This is a genomic window from Thalassobaculum sp. (assembly GCF_965223715.1).
GTDB lineage: Bacteria > Pseudomonadota > Alphaproteobacteria > Thalassobaculales > Thalassobaculaceae > Thalassobaculum.
The window spans coordinates 2,222,847-2,243,974 of the sequence record NZ_OZ245012.1 but is presented as its reverse complement, the minus strand read 5'-3'; the positions used below and the strand labels follow the sequence as shown (position 1 = coordinate 2,243,974).

Genomic DNA, 21,128 nt, shown 5'->3' with positions numbered 1-21,128 from the left:
ATGTGCGGGATCGTTGGAGTGCTGTCGTCGGAACCGGCCGCACCGTTGATGATGGATGCGCTGCGGCGGCTGGAGTACCGGGGCTACGATTCCGCCGGTCTCGCCACCGTCTCGGACGGCGGCCTCGCCCGACGGCGGGCGCCGGGCAAGCTGTCGGCCCTGCAGGACGTGCTGCAGGCCGAGCCGCTGAAAGGCGTCTCCGGTATCGGCCACACCCGCTGGGCGACCCATGGTCCGCCCAACCTGGCCAACGCCCACCCGCATGTGGCCGGCCGGGTCGCCGTCGTCCATAACGGCATCATCGAGAACCACGCCGCCCTGAAGGCCGAGCTGGCCGCCACCGGCGCCACCTTCGAGAGCGCCACCGACACCGAGGTGGTCGCCCATCTGCTGGAGCGCGAGCTGGCCGACGGCGCCACCCCGCAGCAGGCCATGGCCCGGGTCATGCCGCGACTGACCGGCGCCTTCGCCTTCGTGGTGCTGATCGCCGGCGAGGAGGACCTGCTGCTCGCCGCCCGCCGAGCCTCGCCGCTGGCCATCGGTCTCGGCGACAACGCGGCTTATGTGGGCTCCGATGCGGTGGCGCTCGCCCCGCTGACCCGGCGCATCATCTATCTCGACGACGGCGACTGGGCGGTGCTGCGCCGCTCCGGCGTGTCGGTCTTCGACAGCGACGGCAACCCCGTGGAGCGCCAGGAACAGGTCTCCACCGTCTCCGCCGCGATGATCGGCAAGGGCAACTTCCGGCATTTCATGGAGAAGGAGATCTATGACCAGCCGGAGGCCATCGCCCATACCCTGCATACGGTGATCGATCCCGGCACCGGCGTTGCGACCCTGCCGCATCCGCTGGACGACGCGAAGTCGGTGTCGAAGATCACCATCCTGGCCGCCGGCACCAGCTTCTATTCCGGGCTGACCGCCCGCTACTGGCTGGAGAGCATCGGCGGCGTGGCCTGCGAGGTCGATCTCGCCTCGGAGTTCCGCGACCGCAAGGCGGTGCTGCCGAAGGGCGGCGTGGTCATCGCCGTGTCCCAGTCCGGCGAAAGCCTGGACACCCTGATGGCCCTGCGCCACGGCAAGAGCCTGGGCCAGAAGGTGCTGGCCCTGGTCAACGTGCCGGAAAGCACCATCGCCCGGGAATCCGACGGCGTGCTGCTGACCCGTGCGGGGCCGGAATTCGGCGTGGCCTCGACAAAGGCCTTCACTGCCCAGCTCACCGCCTTCCTCGGCCTTGCCATCGCGCTGGGCAAGGCGCGCGGCCATATCGACGAGGGCGAGGTGCTGCGCCTGGTGACGGCCCTTGAGGGCGTGCCGAGCCGGGTCGCCGAAGCGCTGAAGGACACCAGCACCTATCAGCCCATCGCCCATGACCTGTCGCGCGCGAAGGACGTGCTCTATCTCGGGCGCGGGCTGTCCTACCCCATCGCCCTGGAAGGGGCGCTGAAGCTCAAGGAGATCACCTATGTCCACGCCGAGGGCTATGCCGCCGGCGAGATGAAGCACGGGCCGATCGCCCTGATCGACGAGCATGTGCCGGTGGTCATCGTCGCCCCCAGCGACGGCTGGTTCGACAAGACCGCCTCCAACATGGCCGAGGTGCGGGCGCGCGGCGGCCGGGTGATCCTGCTGACCGATGCCGAGGGAGCGGAGGAACTGGGCGAGTCGGCCGACTATCTGGTCGTGCTGCCGGACGTGCCGCCGGAGGTGGCGCCGATCCTGTACTCGATCCCGGTCCAGCTGTTGGCCTATCTGGCCGCGGTGGCCAAGGGCACCGACGCCGACCAGCCCCGCAACCTGGCCAAGAGCGTGACGGTCGAGTGACGGCGGACGACGCCGAAGCTCTGTTCCAGCGCTGGTGCTCCCCCGGCACGCCCGAGACGCGGCCGGGGGATACCGCGCTGGGCGATCAGGCCACCCGCGGCTCGCTGGTCATCTCCGGCGTGCAGGACGGCATCGTCGACGAGGTCCGGACCTATCTGTGGGAGCCCAGCGAGCCGGCGCCGGACGCGCCCTGCGTGGCGCTGGTCCATGGCTGGGGATCGCGCTCCACCCATTTCGCCGCGGTGATCCGCGCCCTGACCAATGCCGGGATCCGCTGTGCCGCCTTCGACGCCCCGGGGCATGGCGAGAGCGGCGGGACGACCGCCAGCCTGCCGCGCATCGCCACCGGGCTGCGTCTGCTCTGCGCCGAGCTCGCGGACGCGGGAAAGCCGGTGACGGCGGTGGTCGGCTATTCCTTCGGCGGGCTGGCGGCCGGGCTCGCCTGCGTTCCCGAGGTGATCGCCGGCCCGCCGCTCGCGGTTCCCGCTCTCGCCCTGATCTCGACGCCGGTCCATCTGGCCTCGGCCACGCGGCGGTGGCTGGAGATGGCGGGCGAGCCGCAGGCGCGCAGCGCCGATCTGATGGGGGAGCTGACCCGCCGCGGCTTCGACGGGACGCGGTTCGACCTGCTGACGGTCGCGGACAGCCTGCCGCCGCGGCTTCTGCTGCTGCACGACAAAGGCGACGACGAGGTGCCGGCGAGCGACGCGGAGGCCCTGGCGGCGCTGCGGCCGGACGCGACGCTTCTGCTGACCGAGCGTTTCGGCCATGCCCGCATGCTGCTGGCCCGACCGGTTGTCCAGGCGGTGGCGGATTTCGTGCGGCCCGGGCACGACGATCTCCCGGTTTCGTGACTTAATCCGACGATCCCAGCCGCCCATCTCTTGCCGAGCGTGTCAGCGACGGAGACAGAGATGCTCAAGCGTTTGGGTGGCTTTTCGGTGGCGGTACTGATGCTTACGGCGGGCCTTGCCGCACCCGCGGAGGCCCGGCGGATCGACGAGGTCCGGGCCAAGGTCCAGGCGGTGATCGACGAATTGGGCGTCGACCGCACCCGAATCCGTCAGGTTTTCGTGGCGGCCGACGACGATGGCGGCGAGGCCCCGGGCTCCCTGTCGTACAGCGCTTGGATCGCCTTCTCCGACTGCACCGGCAACCTGGCGATTCACCTCGCCGCGACCACGGCCGTGCGGTCGATCTACACCACGGGCGACTGCGTCGTTGAGGGCGTCACGGGCCGGAACTGAGCGGGGGCCGATTTCGGCTGCCGCATGTTTCGCTCCCTTCAAATCGCGGCGACGCTGCCTATAGTACGGTCAACGCGACAATGATCATCCGCCATGACGGCATGCGTCACCGGACGCATGCCGCAGGCCGACGCCACCAAGGCACATGAGGGAGCACACCGATATGGATCTCGCGAGCCGTCTGAAGGATCCGGATCTCTTCAAGCAGCAGGGTTACATCAACGGCCAGTGGGTCGGCGCGGATGGCGGCGGCACGGTGGACGTTGACGACCCGGCGACCGGCAAGAAGATCGGCACGATCCCCGACATGGGCGAGGCCGAGACCCGGCGGGCCATCGAGGCCGCCAACGCCGCCTGGAAGGGCTGGCGCGAGAAGACCGGCAAGGAGCGCGGCCAGATCCTGCGCAAGTGGTTCGACCTGATGATGGCGCATCAGGATGACCTCGGCGCGATCATGACCGCCGAGCAGGGCAAGCCGCTGGCCGAGGCCAAGGGCGAGATCGCCTACGGCGCCTCCTTCGTGGAGTGGTTCTCCGAGGAGGCCAAGCGCAGCTACGGCGACGTGATCCCGAACCATGCCCCGGGCAAGCGCATCGTCGTGATCAAGCAGCCGGTCGGCGTGGTCGGCGCGATCACCCCGTGGAACTTCCCGAACTCCATGATCACCCGAAAATGCGCCCCGGCCCTGGCCGTCGGCTGCCCGGTGGTGATCAAGCCGGCGAAGATGACCCCATATTCCGCCCTGGCGCTCGCCGTGCTCGCCGAGCGCGCGGGCATTCCTGCCGGCGTGTTCAACATCGTCGTCGGCAAGAGCGCGTCCGCCATCGGCAACGAGCTCGCCACCAACCCGATCGTGCGCAAGATCGGCTTCACCGGCTCCACCCCGATCGGCAAGCAGATCATGGCCATGGCCGCCGGCACGGTGAAGAAGGTCAGCCTGGAACTGGGCGGCAACGCGCCGATGATCATCTTCGACGACGCCGATATCGACGCGGCCGTGGAAGGCACGATCCTGTCCAAGTTCCGTAACACCGGCCAGACCTGCGTCTGCGCCAACCGGATCTTCGTGCAGGACGGCATCTACGACAAATTCTCCGAGGCACTGGCCGCCGCCGTGACCAAGATGAAGCAGGGCAACGGCTTCGACGACGGCGTCGTGCTCGGCCCGCTGATCGAGGGCTCCGCCGTCGACAAGGTCGAGGAGCATGTGATGGACGCCATCGGTCGCGGCGCCCAGGTTGCGGCCGGCGGCTCGCGGGCCAAGGACCTCGGCGCCAACTTCTTCGCCCCGACGGTGCTGACGGGCGCCACCACGGACATGCAGATCTTCCGTGAGGAGACCTTCGGTCCGGTCGCGCCGCTGTTCCGCTTCAAGACCGAGGAAGAGGTCATCCAGCAGGCCAACGACACCGAATACGGTCTGGCCAGCTACTTCTACGCCCGCGATCTCGGCCGGGTGTGGCGCGTTGCCGAGGCGCTGGAATACGGTATGGTCGGGGTCAACGAGGGCGGCATCTCCACCGAGGTGGCGCCGTTCGGCGGCATGAAGGAAAGCGGTCTCGGCCGCGAGGGCTCCAAATACGGCACCGAGGAGTTCACCGAGATCAAGTACATCCTGATGGGCGGCCTCGGCGCGCCGTAAGCCGCTCCGCCAGACCGGGGTAACCGCGGGCCGGGCAGGGATCACTGTCCGGCCCGTGCCTTGTTGTACTCCTCCATGCTGATCTCGCCGGACAGGAACCGACGCTGGAGTTCCTTCTTGGGCAAGCCGCTCAGGTCCGATGCGGTGGCGGACGGCTGAAAGGCGGCCGGCACCGGGGTCGGCTGGGTAGAGTTCTGTTGCGGCGACATGGAGGGAGCGCGCGCCAGTTTCCGGCGCTCCTGATCCGCCGAGGAGAAGTCCTTCACCAGAAAGCGCGCGTCATCGAACGCGGCCAGACGCTGGCCGACGACCTGCCCGGCGCCGAGCCCACGTCGGCCCGCGTACCAGGCGATACCCTCAGGATGGAATTCGTAATCCAGGATCACCCGGAGATCAGAGACGCTGCGGGTCTCGTTCATGTCCGGATCGTTGAAGCTCCGGGTCGTCGTGACCTGGGTGACCTGTTCTTCTCCCTGGAAGGAGAAGTCGCCGATATAGGTCGCCTGGCCGCCCGACACGGTGAACCTGGGGGCATCCGGGGTCAGGTAACCCTGGTTCGAGAAGGCGATCTGCTCATGGGTGATCTCGGCGGCTGCCGCACTTGCGGCGGCGACGACCAGGGTGGCCGCCAGACCGAAGATCGGATTGCCGCCGATGAACTGGACGCTGTTGTACGTCTTCGTGATCTCCACGCTCTCGATCGCGTAATGGCCCGGCGGCACGACATAGGTCCAATACCGGTCGTTCCGGCCCAACTGTGACTGCGTCGCGTATTTGACCTCGACGACATTGGGGTCATCCGCGACGTCGTCGTCTCCGCCCCCGTCCATGAAGGCATTCGTCGCCGGATCGTAGCGGCGGATTGTCATCGTCAGGGGCGTCTGCAGCAGAAGCGGATCGCGCTGAAGGACGAACAGGATCGCTCCCTTGTCTCGGGTCAGGGTCAACGGCCCGGCCTCGGTCATCGGAACCGACTTGTTCGCGCAACCCGTCAGCGCAACGGCAGCGACAAGCACAGACATCAGGGTGGTGCTTCTGTTGAGCATCGGACGAGCCCCCCGGTCCTTGGCTGGAACAGCGATCCTGGCAACCCATTCCGAGGGAAGTGATTGCTATGGATAATAGAAATTGTGGATATCCGATTCTGGTAATCGTGCCAACCCGCCCGTTCCGGCTGGGAAAATCTCCGTGCCCGAACGGTGGGGGTAACCTTATGCGCTGCGCTGCACTATGTTCCGGTGAAACGAATTCGGACCGAGGCGGGAGAACGGCATGGCCGGCTACGATTACGATCTGATCACCATCGGCGGCGGCTCCGGCGGGGTGCGTGCCTCGCGCATGGCCGGGCGCTACGGCGCCAAGGTTGCCGTGGTGGAGGAGCTCCGGGTCGGCGGCACCTGCGTGCTGCGCGGCTGCGTGCCCAAGAAGCTGCTGGTCTACGGATCGCACCTGCTGGAAGAGATCGAGGACATGCGCGGCTATGGCTGGTCCGTGGACGGCGTGAGCCACGACTGGTCCGCGCTGATCGCCGCCAAGGAGAAGGAGCTCGACCGGCTCCACGGCATCTACATGAAGCTGCTGACCGGCGCCGGTAACGACGTGCTGGACGGCAAGGGCAAGATCGTCGATCCGCATACGGTGGAGGTCGCGGGCAAACGCTACACCGCCGAGCGCATCCTGCTGGCCACCGGCGGCTGGCCGAGCCTGCCGGACGTGCCGGGCATCGAGCATGCCATCACCTCCAACGAGGCGCTGGAACTGCCGAAGCGGCCGGAGCGGATCGCCATCGTCGGCAGCGGCTTCATCGCCGTCGAGTTCGCCGGCATCTTCCACGGCTACGGCAGCGAGACCCATCTCATCTACCGCGCCTCCAAGGTGCTGCGCGGCTTCGACGAGGATATCCGCACCGCGCTGAGCCAGGAGTTGGAAAAGAAGGGTATCGAGCTGCATCCCGAAACCCTGCCGTCGCGGATCGAGAAGGCGGGCGACACCTATCTCGTCCACCTGACGAACAACGAGACGCTTGAGGTAGATGCGGTGATGTACGCCACCGGTCGCCACCCGAACACCAAGGGCATCGGCCTGGAGGAGGTCGGGGTCGAGATGGACAGGAACGGAGCGGTGAAGGTGGACGAATATTCGCGCACCAACATCCCCTCCATCTGGGCGATCGGCGACGTGACCGACAGGATCAACCTGACCCCGGTGGCGTTGGCCGAGGGCACCTGCTTTGCGGAAACTGAGTTCAACGACAACCCGATGTCGCCTGACCACGAGAACGTGGCGAGTGCCGTGTTCAGCCAGCCGCCGATCGGCACGGTCGGCCTGACCGAGAACGAGGCGCGCGAGAAGTACGGCGCGCTCGACGTCTACGTGTCCGGCTTCCGGCCGATGAAGTACACCCTGACCGAGAACTCCGAGCGCGGGCTGATGAAGCTGGTGGTCGACCGGGCCAGCCAGAAGGTGGTCGGCGCTCACATGGTTGGCCTCGACAGCCCGGAGATCATCCAGGGCGTGGCCATCGCGGTGAAGATGGGGGCGACCAAGAAGGACTTCGACCGCACCATCGGCATCCACCCCACCGCGGCCGAGGAGTTCGTCACCATGCGCGAGAAGCGTCCGGAACCGGAGGAGCAGCAGGCGGCGGAGTAATCCGGCCGACCTACCTGCACCGACCCTCACCGTCATCCCGAACTCGTTTCGGGATCAAGCCGCTGACGTGTCCGTGGCTCGATCCTGGATCAAGTCCAGGATGACGTGGAAGGGGAGGAGCTAAGCCGCTACCCCCCGGCGATCGCGATCAGCGTCTCCGGGTCGAGCACCAGCAGCGGCTGGCCTTCGCCCATCACCGTGGCACCGGCCAGCACGTCGACCGAGTTCAGGGCCGGGTGCAGTTCCTTCATGAACACTTCCTGGCGCCGCTTCACCCGGTGCACCGCTACGCCGATGCGGCGCTGGGGCGTGCCGATGATGACGACCGGGAAGGCCTTCTGGTCGACCGCCACCTCCGGCGTCTCCCAGCCCAGCATGGTCTCGATCGCCCGCACGGTCAGGAAGCCGTCGCGGTGCTGGATGCCGGCGCGCTCGCCGACGGTCTGGATCTGCTTCCGGTCGACCTCGATCACCTCGATGATCGCCCGCTCCGGCAGACCCAGATCCCGCTCGCCGTCGCTCACCACGATGATCCGCTGCAGGGCGGCGGAGACCGGGAAGCTGAGGTAGAAGCGGGTGCCTTCGCCTTCCTCGCTGTCGATATCGATGGCGCCGCCGAGCCGCCGCAGGGTGGTCAGCACCACGTCCATCCCGACACCGCGGCCGGAGGTCTCCGTGACCGCAGCGGCCGTCGAGAAGCCGGGCGCGAAAATCTGCCGGTGGATCTCCCGCTCGGTCATCCTGGCGGCATCCTGCTCGGTGATCAGGCCCTTTTCCAGCGCCTTGTTGCGGATGCGGTTGGTGTTCAGGCCGCGCCCGTCCTCGGCGATCATGATCTGCGCCACATTGCCGTGCTGGGTGGCGCGCAGGGTCAGGGTCGCCTTCTCCGGCTTGCCGGCGTCCAGCCGCTCCTGCGGTCCCTCGATCCCGTGATCCATGGCGTTGCGGATCATGTGGACCATGGGCTCCATCAGGGCGTCGACCATGGACTTGTCGATCTGGATGTCGCCGTCGTCGATCTCCAGGGTCACCTGCTTGCCGAGCGAGCGGGCGAGGTCGCGCACCAGCCGCGGCATCCGCCCGAACACGATGCTGATCGGCACGACGCGGAGGTCCAGCGTCACCGAATGCAGCATGCGCAGGGTGACTTCGGCCCGGGCGATCTGGTTGGCGAAGACCTTGCCGGCATCGTCGATCCGGGCGGCGGCGGCGTAGAGCCGTTCAGCCTTGCGGTCGTCGACCTGGCCGGCCAGGGACCGCAGCTCGGCCGCCGTTGCGCCGAACCCGGCTTCCGACGCGCCCTGGTCGAGCCGCGACAGGCTGAGCCGCAGCTCGGCCACGGTGTCGAGATAGCTGTCGATCAGCGCGGAGGAGACCCGCAGGGAGCTGCCGCCGGCACTGCCGGGGACGGCGGCACCGGTGCTGGAGCCCCGTGACGGTGCCGCCTCGCCGCGTTCGGCCGGCACGCTGCCATCGGCGGCGGTGGCCGGTGGGTCGGCAGGTCTGGTCGGAGGCGCCACGGGGGCGGGATCAGGCGCGCGCGCCGGTGCTGAGGGCGGTGGTGTCGCCGCACGGGGCTGGGCGGGCGCGGGCCGGGGGGCAGGCTGCGGCGCGGGGGTGTCGCCGAAGGGGGCAGCGAAACCTTCCTGCTGCTCGGGCGACCACTCTGTCAGCGCGGAATCCCAGGAACTGTCGTCGACGAACAGGACGTGACCGTCGGTCTCCGCGGCCGGGGGCGTCGGGGCTTCGGCGGCGGGCGGAGGGGCCGCCCGTGGCGGAGCCGCCTTGTCGCCGACCACGAGCACCGCCCAGGCCCGCAGCACGTCGCCGCTGGTGTCCAGGGCGCGGATGGAGGCTTCCACCGGCGCGTCATCGCCGGTGATGCCGATGAGGAACTGATAGAGGTCCGGGTCGATATCCACCAGCACGCGGTTGGAGATCACCTGCTGGCGGTAGAGCAGGCCGAGGATCTCGCCGCTGGCCGGGGCGCCGTCCGGCACCATGACCTGCACCTGGACGAGTCTGGCGCCCGGCTGTTCGAGGAATTCGACGGCCTCGTTGCGGGCGGCAGGGGACATGCTGTCGAACAGGTCGTCGCCCAGCACCTTGCGCAGCTCGGCGACGGCGGCGCCCGCACCGGTGAGCAGCAAGGCGAGCTCGTCGCGCAGCCGGTCGTAGGTCTCGCGCGGCATGTCGAGGGAGGAGACGGTCAGCCCCTCGATGCCGATCACCTCGCTCTCGCGGCGGATCTCGTCGGCCACCTCCAACGCACCGGCCCGCTCGGTCCAGGCGTCCATCAGCGTCAGCTCGCTGGCGAGACGGGCGAGTGCCGAGATCCGGAACACGCCGAGGGCCCGGGCCAGGATGCCGACCAGCTCCCAGTCGGACGATGCCCCGCCGCGGACCGACAGCCGGTCGACCACCGCCCGGGCCTCGCGCGATATGTGCGGGGCCATGGAATCGTCCACATCGTCCATGGCGATGCCGGCATCGGCCAACTCGGACAGCACGCGCAGCCGGTGGATGAAGACGCAGAGGCCGCGGATCAGGGCGGTGCGGTCCCCCGCCTGATCGCCTTCCAAGACACCGAGGATGTCGCCCAGAACCTCGGCGATACCGAGATAGCCGACATCGTTCGCCGCCTCGCGGATCGCCAGCATGGAGGAGACGATGGCCTGGCTGTCCAGGGCATCCATAGCCGGGTTCTCCAGCGCTTCCGCGAGCTGGCCGAGTTCTGCCGTGACCACCGCGTTGAACGGCTGCACGGTGGCGGGCTGGAACTCCGCCTCGTCGTCGTTCGCCGGCTTCTGGGAGACCTGGATCGCCATCCGGCTCTGGTTGGTGACGCCGGTGTCTTCCTCCTCGGGCTCCGGCTCCGGCGGATCGTAGGCCGGGGGCGGCGGGGCCTCGGCAACCGGTGCCTGGACCGGGGGAGGGGGCGGCGGCGCGGCGGCGGCCGGCTGGGCCGTGGCGGTGACCGTGCCACCGGACTTGAGCTGCGCCTTCGCCTGTTTCAGGGCGGCGATCAGCCCGGCATCGCCGCCAATGTCGTTGCGGCTCTGCAGGCAGGCCGCGCGCAGGTCGACCAGGGCGTCGGCCGATTGCAGCAGCAGGTCGCGGGCGGCCTCGTTCGGGCGCGCCTCGCCGTTACGGAACATGTCGAGCAGGTCTTCGGCCGCGTGGGCCACCGTCTCCATGCCGGTCAGGCCCAGCGAGGCGGACACGCCCTTCAGCGAATGGATGGCGCGGAACAGCGCCCCCATGATGTCCGGGTTCTCGAGGTCCGCCACAGAGCCCGACAGGTTGGCCTCGAGCTGGGCGAGATAGTCCTCGCTCTCCTGCTCGAACAGCTCCCACATCTCCGAATTGTCGTCGAAGCCGCTCATGTCAGTGCCACGCTGCGGTCGCCGCCCCGGTTGAACTCCGGCACATGGGCCGCGATCAGGCCGGTCAGGTCGACCACCTCGTGGAACGTGCCCTTGTGGGTGATCACCCGCGCCTGCCCCTCCTCGTCGGCCGGGCCCGGCGGGCTCTCGTCATCGACGATGCCGAGCACGCCCTCGGTGGCGATGGCCCATTTCTGATCGAAATGGCTGACGATGATGTGGATCGACTGCTTCTCGAAGCCGTCCTCGGTCAGGCGCAGGACCGGCAGGATGTTGCCGCTGACCTCGATGACGGAGTCGATCTTCACCCCCGGCCGCCGGGGCAGGGGCGCGGTGCCGATATCATCGATCGCCCGCTCCACCACGCCGCTGTCGATGGCGAAGAGCTGGCCGCCCACAGTGATCGCCATGTATTTCGGACGCTGGCGGACCCGAAGCTCGTCCGGGTCAGTGCGTTCCGCGACGGCGCGCTGGTCGGCCAGCAGGGGCAGGGTGCTCTGGGCGTTGAACCAGCGGTCGGCATCCACCGCCTGCACCAGCTCGCCCTTCTCGTCGAGGAAGGCGTGCTGCACCTCATTGCCGGCGACCAGCCCGTGCATCGGCTTTGCCGGGCCGAAGTCCCGGATGCCGAGGATCTTCTCCACTGCGAGCCCGATGACCGCGCTGCCCCGCTGCATGACGATGCACATGGCGAGGTCGAGATCCTCCTCGCGCGGATGCAGCCGCATGACGACCAGGGGAATCGGCTCGTCGCGCAGCACCATGACGCCGATATAATGGTCGGACTCGCCCTCGATCGGCTCCATGCGCTCGATCTCGACGACCTCGCGCACCCGGGCCAGCGGGACGCCGAAGCGCCGTCCGTCGGACATGAAGAGCAGGACCGGGATGCGCTCCTGGTTGCCGCCCGGCTTGCCGCTGCCGACCACCGCGTTCACGCCGTCGCTCCGGCCGGAAGCGGCGACAGCAGACGGTTGATGGTGTCGATCAGCAGCCCGCCGCCCGAGGCGTCCACGTCCTTGCTGACGGAGCCCGACGGCTTGCCGATCACCGCGTCGGCGCCGACCAGCCGGGCTTCCACGGCCTTGGGCGAGGCGGGATGGGTGAGGGACGACAGCACGATGACCTTGGCCGGCGACAGGATCTTCAGCCGGCGCAGGCATTCGATCCCGTCCATCACCGGCATCTCGATATCCAGGGTGACCACGTCCGGCGACAGCTCGCGGGCCATGTCGACGCCCTCGCGGCCGTTCTCCGCCTCACCGACGACCTCGAACCCCTCGGCGCGCGCCAGGATGTTCTTGATCGTGAGCCGAACAAGTTTCGAGTCATCGACGATCAGTACTTTGGGCATCCGCCGGCCGTCTTCCTGAGTTCAACCAAGGCCGAGTTCAACCAAGACCTTGAAATCTAAGTGCTCAATCGTTCCATATCGGCGCTGCTTTGCCTACCCGTTTGTGGGCTGGTTTTGGGCGGATGGCGCGGAAACGGCTTCTTTGTGGGGCGTGGGCCATTGTAGCATCGCGGGAACAGTCACTGGAGACCACGACGGGGGCCCGCGTGCTGGCTTGGCATTTTGTCGACGAGACCCTGAAGGACGGCCGTCCGGTGCCGGCCGATGGCGAGCGCCTGAGCCATGACGGGCCGGTCAGCCTGTGCGAGGGCGGGCTGCATGCCTCGGAACGGGTGCTGGACGCCCTGAAGTTCGCACCGGGCAACATCATCTGCAGGGTCGAGTGCGACGAGGTCGGCGAGCGTCAGGCGGACAAGTTCGTGTGCGGCGGCCGGACCATCCTGTGGCGGCTCGACGGCGAGGAGGTGCTGCGCGCCTTCGCCCGCAAGGTGGCCCTGGACGTCGCCGGGTACTGGGACATGCCGGACGAGGTGCGCAAGTTCCTGGAGACCGGCAACGACAACCTGCGGGTCGCCGCCCGTGGCGCCGCCCGCCAGGCCTCTCGCGAGGCGGTGCTGTCGGACGAGCCGCAGGCCGCGGCCGCCGGCGAGGCGGCCCGTGCCGCCGCCGCCCGGACCCATGCCGCGCGCTCCACCGGCCTCGCCGCCGCCTGGGCCGCGTCCAAGGCGACCCGTCGACCGGAGGCTTGGGATGAATTCGACCGGCTGTTGGAAACAATGATCGAGGAAGCCCGGGTCAGCGCCCCGGCCCAGGTGGCCGAGGACGATGAATGGGGCGACTTCGCCGACGAGATCGAGGCGGAGTTCACGTAGGGGCGAGCACCGGCGCATCACGCACCTCCCCCGTCATCCTGAAAGCGCCGCAGGCGCTATTCAGGACCAAGCCGCCGGCGTCGATGCCATGATCCTGAATAGCGCTGACGCGCTTTCAGGATGACGGGGTTGGTAGGAGTACGGGCGTTACCCGAAGAACCCGCAGCGGTGAAGCTGCTCGTGGAACTTCCGCAGGGTCTTGGCCTTCTCGCTCGGATCCGGGATGCCGGCGACCAGTTCGTCCTCGAAATTCGGCCGGCGCAGGTGGCCGACGATGATGTTGCGGGCCAGGTTCGACGCCTTGCCCTTGGGCAGCATCTCCGGCTGCACCATGCTGACCAGCATGAAGGCCCGCACGTGCAGCGGTTTCTCCGGGTTGTCGAGCTTGTCGAGGATCTTGCCCTCGGTGATGTAGGATACCAGCAGCTCGTCCAGCCGTTCGGTCAGCGCCGTCTTGCGCTGTTCCGGCAGGTTTGACTTCTGGATGTGGTGATAGATGGACGTGACCTTGGCCATCTTCTTGTTCGGCGGCAGCTTGTCCCGGACCAGGTGGTTGATCGTCTGGGAATGAACCAGCAGCTTGTCGAGCAGGGTCTCCAGGTCGTTGCGCAGGACCGTCTGGCCGATCTCGCTGTCCATCATGGCCAGCAGATAGCCGGTCGCCCGGCCGGGGTCGCGCAGGGCCGGCAGCATGGTCTCCGCCGCCTCGCGCATGCCCTTGTTGCCGCCCTTGTTGATGATGGTGGACTGGCGCGCGGTCATGGCCTGGGCCATGGAGGGGCCGCCGATGATCTCGATGTCCGGGATCAGCTTGTCCAGAAGGCCGACAAAGACCTCGCGCTCCTCCTCGCGGTCGCCGCGGGTCAGCGGGCTCAGCCCTTCCAATTGGCGCCGGACGCGGTCGACCAGCACCGCCTTGCTCTCCGGCAGCTTCCCGGCGGCGATCAGGCGGATGAAGGTCGAGTTGGCGAAATCCTGGTGCTCCGGCGTCAGCTCGACCGGCTCCTCTTCCTCCTCTTCCTCGACCAGCGGCCGCCCCTCGGCGACGCAGAGCAGGGTGACGAGCGCGGTGCCGAGTTCCCGCGGGTTGCCGATCATGTCGCGCAGCACGTCCACATTATAGAGCGTGTCGGACACGAAGATGTCGATCGCCTCGATCGCCTCGGGCGTCTCCGCCTTCCAGCCCCATTCCATGAGCTGGCCGAACTTGCCGAGGAAGCTGCGGTTCTCCACCAGCTCCACCGACATGACATAGCGGATCAGATAGGCGACATGCTCCTTCGGGGCGTTGGCGAGAATGCCGGACACCACCTCGTTGAAGCCTTCCACGCGGATCCGGGGCAGCCGCTGCTCGGCGGCGTTGTTGGCCCGGGCCTGGATCTTGCTGATGAAGTCGAACAGCACGTCCCGCCGCTGATTGACGGTCGTCTCCTCCATCTTGCGGACCTGGAAGGTGGAGACCTTGCCGACCGCGGAGAACAGCAGCGTGCCCTCGTCGAGCAGGCGCTTCATCTCGCGCGGGGCGTGCATCACCTCGGTGGCGGTGAGGTTGTTCTTGTCGAGATAGTTGCGGAACAGCCGGTTGATGGTCGCCCGCGCCTCGCCGACGAAGAGATCGCTGGGCGTGTGGCAAACCGGAGCGTCGTCGACATCCTGGATGAAGACCTTCTCTTCGGTCTTCGGCTTCATCTTTTCGAACAGGATGTCTTCCGGCTTCAGCCGGTCGATCGAGCCCTTGGCTTCATTGATGACCCGGACACCCTCAATACCGGGACGGCTCAAGATCTTAGCCGCCTCGGCCTGAGCCACCTCCTGGTGCTTGGCCGTAGCCTCAATTATCCAACGGCCCTCGCGTAGTGCGAGGATCTCGAAGGTCTTTCCGCCGAACATTTCTATGCTCGCATCTGCAATTTCCGGCGGAGCGATTCTTGCTCCCCCTCTCCCAAGAACGAGAGTGTAAACAAGTTTTAGCCTTAAATCATGTCATGAATTGCATATACCTGCATGGGGCGGGAGCGCTCACCCGTATTCGGGGAAAAGCAGACATTCAATCGTAACCCGATCTGTTTCGGGCGAGGGAGGACGGACCATGGATCTCAAGCTGGCGGGCAAGATTGCCCTGGTGACCGGAGCGAGTGCCGGCATCGGCGTCGGCATCGCGCGGGTGCTGGCGGCCGAGGGGGCGACGCTGGCACTGACCGCCCGGCGCAAGGACCGTCTGGAGGACTTGGCGGCCGAACTGGCGGCAGCCGGCGCGCCGGCCCCGACGGTGATCGAAGCCGACCTGATGGCCGATGACGGGCCCGCGGTCATCCGCGAGGCCGTGCTGAAGGCCCATGGCCGGCTCGACATCCTAATCAACAATGCGGGCTCGTCCCGGACCGTGCCGGTCGATGCGCCGGAGAGCGCCTGGGACGAGGCGATGATGCTCAAGTTCACCATGGGCCGGCGCCTGACCACCGCGTTCCTGCCGGAGCTGCGGGCAAACGGCTGGGGGCGGATCATCCACGTGACCGGCATCCTGGAGCCGACCACCACCAATGCCGGGCTGGCGGGCTGTGCGGCGACCCATGCCTGGGCCAAGGGCATGTCCCGCGACCTCGCAGCGGAAGGGATCACGGTGAACTGCGTGCCGCCGGGCCGGATCGTCAGCGAGCAGATCATGAACCGGCTGCACCCGACCGAGGAGAGCCGCCAGGCCTTCATCGACGCCAACATCCCGGCCGGCCGCTTCGGCACGCCGGAGGAGTTCGGCAACCTGGTCGCCTTCCTGTGCTCGCCGCTGGCCGACTATATCACCGGTTGCGTCATTCCGGTCGATGGCGGGATGCACCGTTTCATCCAGTAGCGGCAATCGGCGCACTCCGCGCCTCCCGCCCGGCCCAGCGCTGCTCTAGGCTTTCCTTCCGCGAAACAGGTTCACGGGAGGAAAACCATGGCGAAGGAAAAGCCCAAGACCGTCTACGAACTGATCCCGCATCTCGGCAGGCTGCGCGACGAGGTGGTCTATGGCGACGTGTGGGAGCAGCCGGAGCTGAACAAGCGCGACCGTTCCCTGATCACCGTGGCGGCCCTCGCCGCCCTGTGCCGGACGGACGAGCTGCGCCTGCACATGAACCGGGCGATCGAGAACGGCGTGACCAAGGACGAGATGCTCGCCCTGATCACCCATATCGCCTTCTACTCAGGCTGGCCGACCGCGATGAATGCGGGCCGTTATGCCCTTGAGATGTTCGCCGACGACGAAGCCTGACAGGAAAGAAGACCAGCGATGACGAAAGTCGGATTTATCGGGCTCGGCCTCATGGGGGGGCATTTCGCCACCAACCTCATCAAGGCCCAGCACAAGGTCGTGGTCTGCGACATGCGCCGCGACGCGGCGGAAAGCCACCTGGCGGCAGGCGCCGAATGGGCTGATACGCCCAAGGCGGTGGCGGAGGCGGCCGATGTGGTGCTGACCTCCCTGCCGGGACCGCCGGAGGTCGAGGCCGTGGCCCTCGATCCGGAGACGGGGATCGCGGCGGGCATGAAGAAGGGCGGGGTGGTGTTCGATCTGTCCACCAACTCCCCGACCTCCGTGCGCAAGGTGCATGCCGCCCTGGCGGAGAAGGGGATCAGCTTCTTCGATGCGCCGGTCAGCGGCGGGCCGAAGGGGGCCGCGTCGGGCAAGCTGGCGATCTGGGTCGGCGGCGACCGCGCGACCTTCGACGCCCACCGCGCCGTGCTCGATGCGCTGGGCGATCAGGTGGCCTATATCGGCGAGATCGGCGCCGGCTCGACGGCGAAGCTGGTGCATAACAGCGTCGGCTATGCGGTGCAGGTGGCGCTGGTGGAGGCGTTCACGGCGGGGGTGAAGGCAGGGGTGGAGCCGTTGGCCCTGTGGAGTGCCATCCGCCAGGGCGCACGCGGCCGCCAGCGGACCTTCGACAGCCTGGGCGAGCAGTTCCTGCTGAACACCTACGATCCGCCGTCCTTCGCCCTGAAACTGGCGCATAAGGACGTATCCCTGGCCTGTCAGATGGGGCGGGACAACGCGGTGCCGATGCGGCTGATCAACCTGGTGCTGGAGGAGATGACGGAGGCCCGCAACCGGGGCTGGGACGCGCTGGACTCCCGCGCGGTATTGCAGCTTCAGACCGAGCGGGCCGGCGTGCGGATCGAGGAAAGCCGGGAGGACGTACAGGCGGTGCTCGACGGTAAGCGCTGAGAACCGCTTGCCGACCCTGTCAGGGATCAAAAACCCCGGGAACCGATGTCGGGCTCCCGGGGCAGGCACCTGTCACGCTGTGATCAGGCGGTTTCCGGCTGGCTTATCGCGCCCTGGCGGACCGACTCCTCGCCGTTGAGCTGGGCGAGGCGCCGCTTGAGGTTCTCGGACCCCTTCACGACCGATATGAGCGCGCCGGTCCTGGTGTCGCTGATCCGCCACGTGTCGGCGTCGCCGAACGGAGCGGCTTTGTAGCGATCCTGTAACTGGGCCATGGCGTCCTCCTTCTTGCGGTTGGTGGTCGCTGTTGCCAGTCCCTTGCAGGTGGGCATGGTGGGTGAATCATCAACCCCGCGCCGTCCGCCGATCTGCCCTCAGGTCCAGCAGCCGTCCGTCGATCACCGCAAGTCCCAGGGCGATCATGGCCATGCCGCCGATCTGCCGCGGCTCGACCGTCTCGCCCAGGACCACCGCCCCCAGGGCGATGGCGCTGACCGGGATCAGCAGGGTGACCAGGGCGACATTGGTCGCCCCGGCACTCGCCAGCACGCGGAAGAACAGGATGTAGGCCAGGGCGGTGCTGATCAGGGCGAGGCCGAGCACGGCGCCCAGGGCGGCCGGCCCGGGCATCGGCAGCATCCAGGGCGTGTCGACGGCGAGCGCCAGTGGCAGGACCAGCACGGTGCTGGCGGAGAGCTGACCGGTCGCGGTGACGAGCGGCTGCTGACGAGCGAAGCGGCGTCCGAACACGCTGGCCGCGCCGTAGGAGATCGTCGCCCCGATCACGGCGACCTGGGCGATCAGCGGCGCATCGAGCCCGTCGAGTGCCGCCGGACCGACGGTGACCGCCAGCCCGCAGAATCCGAGGATGACGCCGACCGCCTTGCGCAGGGGCAGGCGCTCCGCCCCGGCCGCACGGGCGATCAGCGCCGACCAGAACGGGGTCATGCCGTTGATCACCGCGGCGAGCCCGGCGCCGATCTCGAGCTGGCCGAAGAAGATCAGGCCGAACGGCACCAGGTTGTTCAGCAGTCCCATGAGCGCGTAGTCGCGGCAGCGGGCCCGGTCCGGCGCGAAGCGGATCCCGGCCGCCCGAAGGACCAGATGCAGGGCGAGGGCGGCGATGCCGACCCGGGCCAGGACCAGAGTGAGCGGCGGTACCTCCGCCACGGCCACACGGCCGAATAGGAACGAGCAGCCCCACAGCAGCGACAGGGCGAGCAGCAGCAGCCAGTCGAGTGCGGTCATGCGGGTATCGGCGGGGGGCATGCGGGGATCTCCATCGGTCGAACGGACGCCACCCTAGGTCCGGCCGCGTCCCGCGACTTCCCGGTTCTTGCCGTCAGGATCTGCTGGGAGCGCGGCCAGCGGCCGCACGGGGCGGCCCGGACGCCGATGTTGAAGCCCAGGCGGTACGGGCATACCGTCGGCATGTCGCCATCCAAGGAGGCCCCCATGCGCATCGGCGTGCCCAAGGAAATCAAGAACCACGAATACCGGGTGGGCCTCGTGCCCTCCAGCGTCCGCGAACTCGTCTCCCACGGCCACGAGGTTGTCGTCGAGACCCATGCCGGTTACGGCATCGGCCTGGACGACGATCTCTATCAGGCGGCGGGTGCCACCATCCTGTCGACGCCGGAGGAGGTCTTCGCCACCGCCGACATGATCGTGAAGGTTAAGGAGCCGCAGCCGGTGGAGATCGTCCGGCTGCGCCCTGGGCAGATCCTGTTCACGTATCTGCACCTCGCCCCGGACCCGGAACAGACCAAGGGGCTGATCGACAGCGGCTGCATCGCCATCGCCTACGAGACGGTGACCGACGCCCATGGCCGGCTGCCCCTGCTGGCGCCGATGAGCGAGGTGGCGGGCCGCATGTCGATCCAGGCCGGCGCCCATTGCCTGGAGAAGGCCCAGGGCGGCAACGGCATGCTGCTCGGCGGGGTGCCCGGCGTGGCGGCGGCGAATGTGGTGATCCTCGGCGGCGGCGTGGTCGGCACCAATGCCGCGCGCATGGCCATGGGGCTGGAGGCCAAGGTCACGATCTTCGACAAGTCGCTGCACCGGCTCTACGAGCTCGACATGCAGTTCGGCGCGACCCTGAACACCATCTTCTCCACCCGCGACGCGGTGGAGGAATACGTCATGCAGGCCGACCTCGTGATCGGCGCGGTGCTGGTGCCGGGTGCGGCGGCGCCGAAGCTGATCACGCGGGAGATGGTGTCTCGGATGAAGCGCGGCTCGGTGCTCGTCGATGTGGCGATCGACCAGGGCGGCTGCTTCGAGACCTCGAAGCCGACCACCCATGCGGAACCGACCTATATCGTCAACGATGTGGTGCACTACTGCGTGGCCAACATGCCGGGCGGGGTGGCGCGGACGTCCACTTTCGCGCTGAACAACGCGACCCTGCCGTTCACCCTCTCGCTGGCCGACAAGGGCTGGCGCCAGGCGCTGTACGACAACAAGCATCTCAGGGAAGGGCTCAACGTCCATGAGGGCCGGGTGACCTACAAGGCGGTTGCCGACGCCCACGGGCTGGCCTTCACCCCGGCCGAGGAGGCGCTGCGGCTGTAGCTCTTTGCCCGTCATCCTGAACTCGATTCAGGATCAAGCCACTGGCGTCAGTGCGTTGGTCCTGAATCACGTTCAGGACGACGAAGTATGGGGTGGACGTCACACCCCCAGCCAGTCCCGCAGCTTGGCCCAGCCCATGCCTGCCATCAGCGTCGGCGTGCGCAAAGGGCCGCCGGGGAAGGGGAGGTGGCGGACCTTCTCGAACAGCGCCAGGCGGCTGTCGTCGCCGGTGATGGCCTCGGCGATGATCTTGCCGGCAAGGCCGGTGAGCACCACGCCCTGGCCGGAGAAGCCTTGGGCGTGGAAGACGTTGTCCGACAGCCGGCCGATATCGGGGATGCGGTTGATGGTGATGCCGATCAGCCCGCCCCACTGGTGGTCGATCCGCACATTGGCCAGCTCGGGGAAGACCCGGCCGATCTTGCGTCGCATGGTGCCGGCCAGCCCCGGCGGGGTGATGGACGAGTAGCTAGCACCCGAACCGAACAGCAGACGGCGGTCATGGGTCAGGCGGAAGTAATCCAGCGCCACGTTGCAGTCGGCGACCGCCACGTCCTGGGGAAACAGCTTTGCGACGGTTTCCTGCGACAGCGGCTCGGTCACGGAGATGAAGGACGCCACCGGCATGATCTTGGAGCGGAGCTTCCGCTCCAGCCGGCCGAGATAGGCGTTGGCGCAGTAGACGACATGTTTCGCGGTGACGGCACCGGCCGCCGTGCGGACCACCGTCCCGTCCACCGCGCGAACCGGGCTGTGCTCGAACAGCGCGGCACCGGCGTCCTCCGCCCCTTTGGCAAGGCCATGGAGGTAGCGCAGCGGATGGATCTGGCCGCTCTCCGGATCGGTCAGCACGCCCACATACCGGTCGGTGCCGACCCAGTCCCGGACCGCGGAGCCCTCCACGATCTGCGGCGTGGTGTAGCCCCAGCGGGCCCAGTCCGCCTTGCCCTCCCGCAGACCGGCGAGCTGTCGGGCGTTCAGGGCCGCATGCAGATAGCCCATGCGCAGGTCGGAGTCCGGCGCATGGCGGCGCACCCGCTCCATCATGTCGTCGAAGGCTTCCCGCGACCAGTGCCAGAGTGTCTCCGCGCCCTCGCGACCCACGGCACGGGCCAGGGTGGAGGTGGACGCACTCCAGCCGACCATCGCCTGGCCGCCGTTGCGGCCGGAGGCGCCGAAGCCGATCGTCTCGGATTCCAGCAGCACCGTTTCCAGACCGCGCTCGGCGCAGTGCAGGGCGGTCGACACGCCGGCGAGGCCGCCGCCGATGACGCACACATCGCAGCTGCGGTCCCCGATCAGGCGGGGTCGTTCGGGAGCCTCGGCGGTCGCGTGATACCAGGTGAGGGGAGCCGTCATCGCACCGTCGC

The 21,128-nt window shown here is 68.0% G+C and carries 18 protein-coding genes; 10 read left to right on the top strand and 8 right to left on the bottom strand.

All coding sequences use genetic code 11. The features are described from left to right. From glmS to ACOQOP_RS10355, 4 genes are all read left to right on the top strand, one after another. Positions 1-1,824: a glutamine--fructose-6-phosphate transaminase (isomerizing) gene (gene glmS / locus ACOQOP_RS10370; protein ID WP_420566260.1), complete on the top strand. Its 1,824-nt coding sequence runs from the start codon at positions 1-3 to the stop codon at positions 1,822-1,824. Further along, positions 1,821-2,678 (top strand): alpha/beta hydrolase, encoded by an 858-nt coding sequence (locus tag ACOQOP_RS10365; RefSeq protein WP_420566259.1) that lies wholly within the window; start codon positions 1,821-1,823, stop codon positions 2,676-2,678. The genes glmS and ACOQOP_RS10365 overlap by 4 nt, the downstream gene beginning before the upstream one ends. 60 nt (positions 2,679-2,738) lie before the next feature. Next, positions 2,739-3,071, top strand: a complete 333-nt coding sequence (locus ACOQOP_RS10360) for a hypothetical protein (protein WP_420566258.1) — start codon at positions 2,739-2,741, stop codon at positions 3,069-3,071. 163 nt (positions 3,072-3,234) lie between these two features. Beyond that, complete coding sequence (locus ACOQOP_RS10355) at positions 3,235-4,713, top strand: NAD-dependent succinate-semialdehyde dehydrogenase (protein ID WP_420566257.1); 1,479 nt, start codon at positions 3,235-3,237, stop codon at positions 4,711-4,713. 41 nt (positions 4,714-4,754) lie between these two features. Here ACOQOP_RS10355 and ACOQOP_RS10350 read toward each other — a convergent pair whose 3' ends face one another. After that, positions 4,755-5,735: a hypothetical protein gene (locus ACOQOP_RS10350; RefSeq protein WP_420566256.1), complete on the bottom strand. Its 981-nt coding sequence runs from the start codon at positions 5,733-5,735 to the stop codon at positions 4,755-4,757. A 250-nt stretch (positions 5,736-5,985) separates the two neighbouring features. Between ACOQOP_RS10350 and gor the strand changes: the two genes are divergently transcribed. Beyond that, positions 5,986-7,365, top strand: coding sequence for a glutathione-disulfide reductase (gene gor / locus ACOQOP_RS10345; RefSeq protein ID WP_420566255.1), 1,380 nt, complete (start codon positions 5,986-5,988; stop codon positions 7,363-7,365). Between the two features lie 128 nt (positions 7,366-7,493). Here gor and ACOQOP_RS10340 read toward each other — a convergent pair whose 3' ends face one another. Genes ACOQOP_RS10340 through ACOQOP_RS10330 form a run of 3 tightly spaced genes read right to left on the bottom strand, consistent with a single transcriptional unit; the run spans position 7,494 to position 12,105 of the window. Next, the gene (locus tag ACOQOP_RS10340; RefSeq protein ID WP_420566254.1) at positions 7,494-10,751 is read right to left on the bottom strand and encodes an Hpt domain-containing protein; all 3,258 of its coding nucleotides are present in this window, start codon (positions 10,749-10,751) and stop codon (positions 7,494-7,496) included. Beyond that, positions 10,748-11,689, bottom strand: coding sequence for a chemotaxis protein CheW (locus ACOQOP_RS10335; RefSeq protein ID WP_420566253.1), 942 nt, complete (start codon positions 11,687-11,689; stop codon positions 10,748-10,750). The genes ACOQOP_RS10340 and ACOQOP_RS10335 overlap by 4 nt, the downstream gene beginning before the upstream one ends. Beyond that, complete coding sequence (locus ACOQOP_RS10330; protein WP_420566252.1) at positions 11,686-12,105, bottom strand: response regulator; 420 nt, start codon at positions 12,103-12,105, stop codon at positions 11,686-11,688. Before ACOQOP_RS10330 ends, ACOQOP_RS10335 begins: the two co-directional genes overlap by 4 nt. A gap of 206 nt (positions 12,106-12,311) precedes the next feature. Here ACOQOP_RS10330 and ACOQOP_RS10325 point away from each other — a divergent pair, with 206 nt between their 5' ends. Beyond that, positions 12,312-12,977, top strand: coding sequence for a DUF7666 domain-containing protein (locus ACOQOP_RS10325; protein WP_420566251.1), 666 nt, complete (start codon positions 12,312-12,314; stop codon positions 12,975-12,977). A gap of 147 nt (positions 12,978-13,124) precedes the next feature. Here ACOQOP_RS10325 and ACOQOP_RS10320 read toward each other — a convergent pair whose 3' ends face one another. Continuing rightward, positions 13,125-14,867: a hypothetical protein gene (locus ACOQOP_RS10320; RefSeq protein WP_420566250.1), complete on the bottom strand. Its 1,743-nt coding sequence runs from the start codon at positions 14,865-14,867 to the stop codon at positions 13,125-13,127. A gap of 199 nt (positions 14,868-15,066) precedes the next feature. Between ACOQOP_RS10320 and ACOQOP_RS10315 the strand changes: the two genes are divergently transcribed. From ACOQOP_RS10315 to ACOQOP_RS10305, 3 genes are all read left to right on the top strand, one after another. Next, positions 15,067-15,825 (top strand): SDR family oxidoreductase, encoded by a 759-nt coding sequence (locus tag ACOQOP_RS10315; RefSeq protein WP_420566249.1) that lies wholly within the window; start codon positions 15,067-15,069, stop codon positions 15,823-15,825. Between the two features lie 87 nt (positions 15,826-15,912). Next, positions 15,913-16,230 carry a carboxymuconolactone decarboxylase family protein gene (locus tag ACOQOP_RS10310; protein ID WP_420566248.1) on the top strand — a complete coding sequence of 106 codons (318 nt, stop codon included), beginning with the start codon at positions 15,913-15,915 and terminating at the stop codon, positions 16,228-16,230. An 18-nt stretch (positions 16,231-16,248) separates the two neighbouring features. Next, on the top strand, positions 16,249-17,184 hold the full coding sequence (locus ACOQOP_RS10305; RefSeq protein ID WP_420566247.1) for an NAD(P)-dependent oxidoreductase: 936 nt from the start codon (positions 16,249-16,251) through the stop codon (positions 17,182-17,184). 83 nt (positions 17,185-17,267) lie between these two features. On the opposite strand, the gene ACOQOP_RS10300 is transcribed toward ACOQOP_RS10305, so the two are convergent. Continuing rightward, a complete protein-coding gene (locus tag ACOQOP_RS10300) occupies positions 17,268-17,516 on the bottom strand; it encodes a hypothetical protein (RefSeq protein WP_420566246.1) in 249 nt (82 codons plus the stop codon). Between the two features lie 13 nt (positions 17,517-17,529). After that, complete coding sequence (locus ACOQOP_RS10295; protein ID WP_420566245.1) at positions 17,530-18,453, bottom strand: DMT family transporter; 924 nt, start codon at positions 18,451-18,453, stop codon at positions 17,530-17,532. Between the two features lie 186 nt (positions 18,454-18,639). Between ACOQOP_RS10295 and ald the strand changes: the two genes are divergently transcribed. Next, positions 18,640-19,758: an alanine dehydrogenase gene (gene ald, locus ACOQOP_RS10290; RefSeq protein WP_420566244.1), complete on the top strand. Its 1,119-nt coding sequence runs from the start codon at positions 18,640-18,642 to the stop codon at positions 19,756-19,758. 99 nt (positions 19,759-19,857) lie between these two features. On the opposite strand, the gene ACOQOP_RS10285 is transcribed toward ald, so the two are convergent. Then, a complete protein-coding gene (locus ACOQOP_RS10285; RefSeq protein ID WP_420566243.1) occupies positions 19,858-21,117 on the bottom strand; it encodes an NAD(P)/FAD-dependent oxidoreductase in 1,260 nt (419 codons plus the stop codon). Between the last annotated feature and the right edge of the window lie 11 nt (positions 21,118-21,128).